This is a genomic window from Coleofasciculus sp. E1-EBD-02, from assembly GCF_040218245.1.
GTDB lineage: Bacteria > Cyanobacteriota > Cyanobacteriia > Cyanobacteriales > Coleofasciculaceae > Coleofasciculus.
The window spans coordinates 23,316-32,167 of the sequence record NZ_JAVJQN010000052.1 but is presented as its reverse complement, the minus strand read 5'-3'; the positions used below and the strand labels follow the sequence as shown (position 1 = coordinate 32,167).

Below are 8,852 nucleotides of genomic sequence, written 5' to 3'. Positions count from 1 at the left end.
CCACTTAAAGGCAGAACGAGTAAACTCAGCACTACCACCATTCCGCAACTTTAAGAAGTTGGGGTATTTAGCACGACCTGCCCAGAAATTGGTAAACGCTTTTTGCAAGTTTCTCAATCCCTGCTGCAATGGTACGCAGCTAACTTCATTGAGAAACTGCAAGTCTTCTTGCTTTTTCCAATCTGTCAGCATGGCGGATGTCTGTTTGTAGCCAATCCGCTCCTGCCTTTCGTACCAACCTTCAGTTCGAGTATGCAACGCCAAGTTGTAAACTAGACGAACGCAACCCAACGTGCGGCGCAAGAGTTGTTCTTGTTCCGACGTTGGGTAAAAGCGGTATCGGTAGGCGCGTTGAGTCATACCTCACATTCTATCACATTCCCTGTAAAAACTGTAAACGGTAACCGGAGGCGCGGCTTTCCTCCCGTCGCTAAAAGCGAGGGTCGGAAAGCCGCTTGCGAAAGATGAAGAGACATAAGCTTATGATCTCATCCACCTTGCTCCGGGGACGCGACATTTCTCTCAAAAAATATGAACTCTGTTGGTATATCCCTCGTCAGAACGGGAATACTAAGTATGACCATCTATCTTTAAGCCAGTTGTATCAGCAGCAACCGTTTCAAAAATCCATCCTTTGACTGATGTCTGAAGACTAATCCGAAAATTAATCCCTAAGCCTTGTAGCACTTGGGGAAAGTAGGTGAAACGTCGGACATGTCTTCGCTAAAACTTTTGCCGCCGTTCTCACCTAGGAGCATAGAGGTATTCACTCATGCATTACCCGCCTTCATCCAATCCACTGGGACAACAGATTATTTCAATTATCGTTGCTAGTCCCAATCCACAGACGTTATTGGCGAGTATTGCCCAGATATTAGGTGAGGCATTTCAGGTTGATTGTTGCTTAATTGCAGCGTTTTCCCCAGAAATGGCAAGGGAGCATGTCAGGTTGGCACAAAATGTTCAAGCTAACCAAGCGAGTTGGGTTTCGTCTTTCAACCCAACCGACAACGTTGACTCATGCCCAACAGCAATTCCCAAGATGGGATTATGGTATGCCGAGGGCTACTTAGGGCAACAACCTCAACCCCAAACACTAGGGCAATACCCATCATTTCTGACTGGGGTAGAAGAACCTTTAGCAATTCGGGATATTCAGGAGTCTGATCCGGAGTTGGCAGATCAACGGTGTTGGGATTGGCTCCCGGTTAGGGCAGTGTTAAGGCTTCATACCTGGAGTCAATCCAGGATCAATGGGATGATCGTGTTAGGGCGATCGCAGTCTTATGATTGGACGATACAGGAAAAACAACGGTTAAGTGAGGTGGCTGAATCTGTAGCCGTTGCCATTGCTCACGTTCAGCTTACCCAGCAAGTCGATCAGTCGAAACGATACCAGACGCTGCTTTCCCCATTCAGTCAGTTTATCGAGAGCGATCGCAATCTTGATGAAACAATGGCACAAGTGGTTGCCAGTACCACTCAAGCACTTCAGGCAGATCGGGGTTGGCTACTGCTATTTAATGATAATCCTGCTCTAGATCGATCACATCAAGATGGCAAGCCTCCGCCATCAATTGAGATTAAGGTTGTCGCTGAATGGTTTACCCCTACGCTTGATCAAGCAGTTCAGCTAAACTCCCAACGATTACTCCATCAATCCTTCCGGTTATCTGACTCTGGCTTATGCCAAATGGCTTGGAAACAGATACCTGAACCGATTGCGATCGCGGATTGGGCAAATACTCCAATTGAGACTTCAGGAATCTCCCGATTTGAGGAGGCGATTAGCCATGGGGTGTTAATGGTTCCCCTGTGTCACACCTTTAGCAATGGTTCTCAACATCTGAAACGGTTGGGATTTTTGGTTGTCCAACAGGATCAGCCGCGTTTATGGCAAGGGGATGACATTGAATGGATCAGATGGGTGGCGACGCAACTGAGTGAGTTGATTCACCAGCATCAAAGCCGACAGCCAGAACCCTACCGCCTTCACCATCACTCGGTTCAGCCGTCTCCCTGTTTAACCGTTCCCGCCCAATTACATCAAAGCATCCGTCAACAGGTGGATCAGCTTCAGGAATTAAATCAGCTTAAAGAAGAATTCATTAGTACCATGAATCATGAGCTGAGAACACCGTTAACGGCGATGAGTCTGGCAATTCGCATGTTGCGCCAACCCAAACTCCCCGCCAAGCGTCGGCAAAAATATTTAGACATTCTTGAGCAACAGTGTAATCAAGAAATCGATCTGATTAACGATTTACTTAGTTTACAGCAACTCGAATCCAATCCCGCTTATATCCAGAAGCGATCTATGGACGTAATCCTGCTGATCCAGACATTAGCCCAGGATTTTGAGGAGAAATGGGCATCGAAGTCATTGACATTTAACCTAGATTGCTCCTTAAAATCACTGATGATTCACACTGATCCAGAAAGTTTAAACCGTATCCTGCTGGAATTGTTAACTAATGCAGGCAAATATGCCCACCCCGATACAACCGTTTCTCTCAAAGTTGAGTATCACGTTCATGCTGCGGTCAATCGGTTGGTGTTAACCTTGACCAATATCGGTGACGGTATATTACCCACCGATATTAACTATATTTTCGAGAAATTTCGGCGCGGTCAAGGGATTACCAAACAAGCGGTTCCTGGAACGGGATTAGGACTAGCATTAGTGAAGTGTTTAGTCAATCATCTCAATGGCATCATTGAGGTGGCGAGTCAGCCGTTAGACAATTCTCATCGGGCAATGATTTCATTTACCTTAACTCTACCCGATGAAGTGGATCAGCTAGTAAGTAGGGGCTGCTGAATAAGTCTTGTGGTGGGAATAGGGAACACCTCGGCTTACCTCGGTAACACGCTCGGTGTGTAACAGGGAACAGGGAACAGTAAGGGTTTGAGGGCGACTTACAAAACTTACTACAGTACCGTTTTCTTTTGTCCGACTACTTAGATATAATCCTTGTAGCGAACCTTATCCGGTGTAGCAATTTCGATGTCTTTAATTGAGTCCAGCAAAACCCGTTTAGCCCCAATTTTCTCGACAGCATCGAGAATATAAATTGTATAGCAAAAGAGATGCTGGGGGAACTGGGGGAGCAATGTAGAGACGTGCCATGGCACGTCTTGAAGCTGAGGAAGCGTTGCATAAAAATGGGCAGAAAGTTTCTGATTTCTTTCTGCCACAGTTAGCCCGATGTACTACAGCTTATTCGGTTTGATTTTGAGTTGTTGAGAGTAGCTCCTTAAAATTAGAGCCTGCAACACAATGCTTATCTGGCTGATGAGGAGTCACTGCCCTTATTACACAGAAGGTAGGTAAGCGCACCGCCAACCAAACCTCCTGCCAGGAAAGGAAACGCTCCAGTTAAAGCTATTCCTCCTACTGCGATGCCGCCAATTCCCGCTAATCCAGAAGTTATTCCGCTAACGGAAATTGTCGCACAAGCACCAGCACCAACAGTGGCTCCTGCTGCCAAAGCATCTTCTGTCTTCATGGATTGCTCCTTGCTAGACTTATCCTGATCATGTCCCACTCCACATAAAATTGGGTTCATGAAAATCTTGAATTCTGTAAAGATTGTGGAAAAATAGGACGAAGTGATAATTGTTCCTCAAATGGTAAGTCGTAAGTTGTCTAGCGCAGCCTATTTTGCCATAAAACCTTAAAGTATTAAGGAGGAGAGCAATAGCTTCTCGCTCCTGTTCCCTCATTCATCACATGCGAAAGGCAGAATGCTGACTAAGGCTAAGCCCAAGCCACCCCGTTGGCAACGACGAAAGTATTCCCCCCTCGCCCGCCAGATTGACATTTTTCGGTCGGCGGCGAAGTTTATGTTCTATTTATGGTGGGACAAAACTATTGCCAATGATACGCCCAATCATCGCAACCGCCGCGCCCAGTGGCTAGTGGGGACGTTGCTAGATTTAGGTCCTACATTTATTAAGATTGGGCAAGCCCTCTCGACTCGTGCTGACTTACTGCCCTTAGAGTACATCGAGGCATTGGCACATTTACAGGATCGGGTGCCAGCTTTCAGTGGGGCGGAAGCGATCGCGGTGATTGAAGTCGAACTGGGTCAATCTATTCATGCATTATATCGGGAGTTTGACCCCTTTCCTCTGGCAGCAGCGAGCTTGGGGCAAGTTCACAAAGCACGGCTGCATACCGGGGAAGATGTGGTGGTGAAGGTGCAGCGTCCAGGGATTGAACGACTTTTTAATTTAGATTTTAAAATCATACATGAATTAGTGCGATTTGCTAATCGGTATTTGCCTTGGGTAAGGAAGTATAAACTTGAAGCAATTTATCGCGAATTTTTTGATTTACTCTATCAAGAAGTAGACTATATCAAAGAAGGAAAAAATGCTGATCGATTCCGGGAAAATTTTAATAATTACCCAGGGATTCTGGTGCCGACGGTTTATTGGCGTTACACGACGAAGAAGGTACTCACGTTAGAATATTTACCCGGAATCAAAATTGACGATCGCCAAACCCTGGAAGCCTGTGAAATCAACACCAATGAGGTGATTCAACGGGGGATTTCTTGTTATCTGAAACAGTTATTAGAAGACGGCTTTTTTCAGACAGACCCGCATCCGGGAAATATGGCAGTTGATCAGGACGGCAGTATTATTTTCTATGATTTTGGCACGATGGCAGAGGTTAAATCAATCGCCAGAGACCAAATGATTAAGACCTTTTTTGCCGTTTTGCGGAAAGACACCGATGAGGTGGTGAATACCTTAACCTATATGGGGTTACTGGAACGACAACCGGATATGACCCCAGTTAAACGCCTAGTCGGGTTTATTTTAGAACGGTTTCGGGAAAAGCCCATCGATGTGCGGGAATTTGAGGCATTGGGAAATGAGTTGTATGTAATGTTTGAGCAGCAACCGTTTCGCTTACCCGCGCAAATGACATTTATTTTAAAATCGTTAACCACGTTGGATGGGATTGCCCGGGCTTTAAATCCAGAGTATAACTTATTAGCCGCCAGTCAACCCTTTGTTAAAAATTTAACCGTTTCCAAAGGGCGGGGAGATGTAGTAAAAGAACTGGCAAGGCAAGCCAGAGATTTTATTAAATATCGGTTAAACAAGCCGAGTTCTACAGAATTGTTAATTCGCCGCTTAGAAGCCCGAATCGAGCAAGGGGAACTACAAGTCAGGGTGCGTTCCCTAGAGAGCGATCGCGCTTTAAAACGGATTCATTTGGCGATTAAGAGTTTGATTTATGCTTGTTTAACTGGGTTTGCATTATTGGCGGGAACAGTATTATTATTAGTGCCGCATACTGGGTGGGCAATTGCCGCGTTTACGTTGTCGGGATTTTGGTTTGTCATTTTGTTGTATTCGTTGGTTCAATTGGCGGTAAAGGAAAAATTTGAGAAAATGACCCGTCGGTAGATAATGTATTATTCAGCTTTTAGTTAACACGTTAAAGTGACGTGATATTTAATAGTCGGATAGTTGTAGTGGCGTGGCACACCTTATTTGATGAATTAAGCATTAGCCCCGAAACTGTAGGGGCGCAAAGACTTGCGCCCGATTCAATCGTCACATCTAATCCATCATTTTAGCTGTGCCACGCCAAGACTGTTTGTAGTAAGGGAACCTTAGCTCTAAATTCCGTTGGGTTGAGCGAAGTCGAAACCCAACCTACAATCTATTCCACCATTTTAGCTGTGCCACACCACTAAGGCGGGGCGGGTTTAGTTGCATTTGGGTAAACCTGAAACGATAATAGTGAAACCCGCCCCTACAGACGAACCATTATAATGTTCCATTCAGTCAATATGTTCTGGTTGGGTATAATTAAACTCCAAAATGGACTTAAACTCCTAGGGAGCATCCCGTTTTGGACAAAGCATTACCTCAAGTAAGGCAATTGCAAGGGTTTCAGCCCCATTCAAAGAGCCAACGTGCCAAATTGGGATGCTCCCAACTCCTATCCAGTCGTCTTTAGACGACTTAAGCTTTCAGCCTTGGGTTTAAACCCAAGGCTGAGTAATGCGACAGGTGTAAGATCTGAATTAAAACTCTTTCTAGTTCGATTGCTGGAGAACCTCACTAGCCGATATTCCCTCACCCTGAGACCCAAAATACCACAGGGCGGCAGCAGCTTCTGCCTGCGTAACAGGCTTTTTCGGTTGAAAGAGAGTGGTGTACCCAAAAACGCGACGGATAATCGATTGTTCCCCATTTTGAAAATCTGCCAAAACTGCCCGCAACGCCTTCGGGTCAATCTTACCTGCATCTTGGAATCCCCAGGTTTGCTGTACGGCATCCAGAGAGGCTGGCGGTAACCCCTGACGAATATCTAACGGGACTTTCCATAAAACTAGATTTTCCCGCGTTAGAGGGGCATCAGGGCGGAACAGAACTTCTGTAGAATTACCACTCAAAGGACTAGGAATTAACCCCGCTTCAGCTAATCCCTGAACTGCCCCAAAATCTGGGTCAGTTGGTGGCACATCTTGGAACGCGGGTTGAGTGGTTTCTGAGGCTAAACGGATTTGTTTTCCTGGACTATTCTCATAAATTCGATTATTCGTTCCAATAAGCCAACGGGCATACTGGCGGCGAGTAATAATTTTAGTGGCGGCAAATTGTGTACCACTATCCTCTGATTTATTGTTAGCACTAGAAGCGTCAGGCGTGAGAATCCCTAAGGCGGCTAAGTCTTCGACATACTGACGCAATCCAGGCGGAACGTTATCAAAATCAGTGAAGTTTTGCTCTTTGCCAGATGCTGAATCAACGGATTCAGTATTCTCTATTGCTGTCTCTGAAGCTTCTGAAGCATCTGACGGTGCTGCTGCTGTCTCGGTACTGCTGCGGAGGTACTGAATCTCAAATTCTGTAATATTTGGATCTGTGTCTGTCTCAGTTGGCGTTTCTTCTGTATCGTTAATGGCAGTATCTGTAGGAATAGAAACCTTAACTTTTAAATCATTCCGGCGCACAATAAAGGAATTCATCCCATCCTGATTCGGTGCAGAAATAACCTGCCAACTGCCGGATTCAAATGCTCTGCGGTAAAATGCTTGAATATCATTACTAGGGTCAGTGGATGACCAGATGGTACGTTGACCTTGGGCATCTGAACCAGTTAATGGTTCAACGTTCTGTAATTGAGCATCGGGATAGCGGGGAATTACGGTCGGGAAATCCTCTGGTAATTGCGCCGAAGATGTTTGTTCATTCGTCTGACTCCCCAAAACTGAGGCATTATCCTCCAGTTTAGGGTCTACGGCTAAGGAACGTTCTAAGGATTGACCTGTGGGACTATTGGCGCAGGCAGTCAATACACCCACGAGGCAAGCAACGAAACCCGTAAATAGAATAGGACGTTTATTTAGCAGCACAGGAAACAGAACCAATAGATGTTTCTCTTCTCACGCTAGCGCACAACTTTATTCTTATGTTAATTTGTCCTTTCTGGATTTCCCTCCCATCTCACAGTAGATTCCCCTCCCGTCTCCCCTTTTTAGATCACCCTTTTCCCTATTAGATCCCCCTCTTCCCTTGTAGATTCCCCTTCCGTCCCCCTTAAAAAGGGGGAAGCCAGAGGATGCTTCGCTTTTGGTTCCATGGGGGAGACCAGATATTGCTTCGCTTTTTGTTATGCGGGGAAGCCAAAGGATGCTTCGCTTTTTTTTCATGGGGGAAACCATTAGTCGGTTTTAACCGACTTAAGCTATTAGCCAAGAACTTGAGTTCTTGGCTACTTATTACCAATGATGCAATTACAAAAATGGCAGCTAGCCTCGTGATTGGCGACGGCGTAAAGCCATACCCGCAAAGGTTAAACCAATGCCAGCAATTCCAGCCAGACCAGAAGGTTCAGGGACTGACTTAAGGTCTCCTTTGAGTGCCACACCATCATTGCCACACTCTAAGAATAAATGACTGACGAAACTATCTCCATTTCTAGGAAGCAAAGCGCGGTCAAATCTAAAGCCATACGTGTGAGAGTCATTCGCTTCAAAGTGACTAAAATCGAGTCCAGCATTACTGAGTTGAGTCCCATCTAGTAGATCAATATCGCCCAAAAATCTACCGGATTGAATCACATTGAGGATTGGAGTATTATTCTTCGTTGGCTTCTGGGCAATGGTGCTGCCATAGAGATAATCGTAGACATCAGCTTTGTCTGGCAAATCAGTGCCTTGGGTATTGATTTTGTCAAACTTACTGTGGTTATAGTACTGCTTTAAACTGCCATACCCATCGTTATCTTGAGTTACGCTCATTGCCGTGACATTTTGATAAACCCCAGTACGGCTGACTTGAGAATCATTAGTTTCAGCAAAGCGAATTCCAAATAGATCACCATCATTCATCGCTGTGGTAAAATCTTTCCCAGAGAAATTAAAGAATAAATCACCAAATCCAACATTGTTGTCAACCGCTCTTGTGTCTTGATTTCCTTCTAAGGGTGTGCCACCTGTTAGAGCCACAAAAATACTATCGGCTGTTTCTTTCATGGCTAATCCTTTAATGTCATACTTAGCACCACCCGATCCGTCACCGAAGGCATCAATTCCATAGTTCCAGTCGTTGTGCAATTGTCCAGCATTGGCTGGCTGACCCATCATAGAAATTAAGCTAACTGCGACCGCCGCACTTCCGATAAACTTAGAAACTTTGTTGGTGTTCATGGCGTCAATTCTCATAGATTAGAATGTTTACATTTACAATTAAAGCGAATTTAAATAAATTTCTTGTTAATTTAGCGTCTTCTTTTATGATGCTTTGTTAAAATAAATAATTTGAAGAATGCAAAAAAGCAAAAAAACATCAGGATTTATCATGTAAAGAATTAGATA

At 45.0% G+C, this 8,852-nt stretch carries 8 protein-coding genes; 3 read left to right on the top strand and 5 right to left on the bottom strand.

What is annotated here, in order from left to right; translation table 11 throughout:
* A partial coding sequence (locus RIC07_RS09265; protein WP_446394257.1) for an RNA-guided endonuclease InsQ/TnpB family protein occupies positions 1-360 on the bottom strand: 360 nt, incomplete at its 3' end.
* A gap of 122 nt (positions 361-482) precedes the next feature.
* Between RIC07_RS09265 and RIC07_RS09260 the strand changes: the two genes are divergently transcribed.
* Both RIC07_RS09260 and RIC07_RS09255 read left to right on the top strand, forming a co-directional pair.
* Entirely contained in the window at positions 483-638 is a 156-nt protein-coding gene (locus tag RIC07_RS09260) for a hypothetical protein (RefSeq protein ID WP_446394256.1), read from the top strand.
* Between the two features lie 134 nt (positions 639-772).
* The gene (locus RIC07_RS09255; protein WP_446394255.1) at positions 773-2,821 is read left to right on the top strand and encodes a sensor histidine kinase; all 2,049 of its coding nucleotides are present in this window, start codon (positions 773-775) and stop codon (positions 2,819-2,821) included.
* Positions 2,822-2,961: 140 nt separating this feature from the next.
* On the opposite strand, the gene RIC07_RS09250 is transcribed toward RIC07_RS09255, so the two are convergent.
* Together RIC07_RS09250 and RIC07_RS09245 are read right to left on the bottom strand one after the other, a co-directional pair.
* Positions 2,962-3,198, bottom strand: coding sequence for a hypothetical protein (locus RIC07_RS09250; protein ID WP_446394254.1), 237 nt, complete (start codon positions 3,196-3,198; stop codon positions 2,962-2,964).
* 86 nt (positions 3,199-3,284) lie between these two features.
* Positions 3,285-3,569 (bottom strand): hypothetical protein, encoded by a 285-nt coding sequence (locus RIC07_RS09245; protein WP_446383577.1) that lies wholly within the window; start codon positions 3,567-3,569, stop codon positions 3,285-3,287.
* A 178-nt stretch (positions 3,570-3,747) separates the two neighbouring features.
* On the opposite strand from RIC07_RS09245, the gene RIC07_RS09240 reads away from it, so the two are divergent.
* The gene (locus tag RIC07_RS09240; protein WP_446394253.1) at positions 3,748-5,427 is read left to right on the top strand and encodes an ABC1 kinase family protein; all 1,680 of its coding nucleotides are present in this window, start codon (positions 3,748-3,750) and stop codon (positions 5,425-5,427) included.
* Positions 5,428-6,065: 638 nt separating this feature from the next.
* On the opposite strand, the gene RIC07_RS09235 is transcribed toward RIC07_RS09240, so the two are convergent.
* Both RIC07_RS09235 and RIC07_RS09230 read right to left on the bottom strand, forming a co-directional pair.
* Positions 6,066-7,403, bottom strand: a complete 1,338-nt coding sequence (locus RIC07_RS09235; protein WP_446394252.1) for an S-layer homology domain-containing protein — start codon at positions 7,401-7,403, stop codon at positions 6,066-6,068.
* 381 nt (positions 7,404-7,784) lie between these two features.
* Positions 7,785-8,684, bottom strand: coding sequence for a PEP-CTERM sorting domain-containing protein (locus RIC07_RS09230; protein ID WP_446394251.1), 900 nt, complete (start codon positions 8,682-8,684; stop codon positions 7,785-7,787).
* Positions 8,685-8,852 lie beyond the last annotated feature (168 nt).

Coding starts and splice junctions, on each gene's coding strand:
- RIC07_RS09260 (WP_446394256.1), top strand. CDS start 483: ATGATCTCATCCACCTTGCTCCGGGGACGCGACATTTCTCTCAAAAAA.
- RIC07_RS09255 (WP_446394255.1), top strand. CDS start 773: ATGCATTACCCGCCTTCATCCAATCCACTGGGACAACAGATTATTTCA.
- RIC07_RS09245 (WP_446383577.1), bottom strand. CDS start 3,569: ATGAACCCAATTTTATGTGGAGTGGGACATGATCAGGATAAGTCTAGC.
- RIC07_RS09240 (WP_446394253.1), top strand. CDS start 3,748: ATGCTGACTAAGGCTAAGCCCAAGCCACCCCGTTGGCAACGACGAAAG.
- RIC07_RS09230 (WP_446394251.1), bottom strand. CDS start 8,684: ATGAACACCAACAAAGTTTCTAAGTTTATCGGAAGTGCGGCGGTCGCA.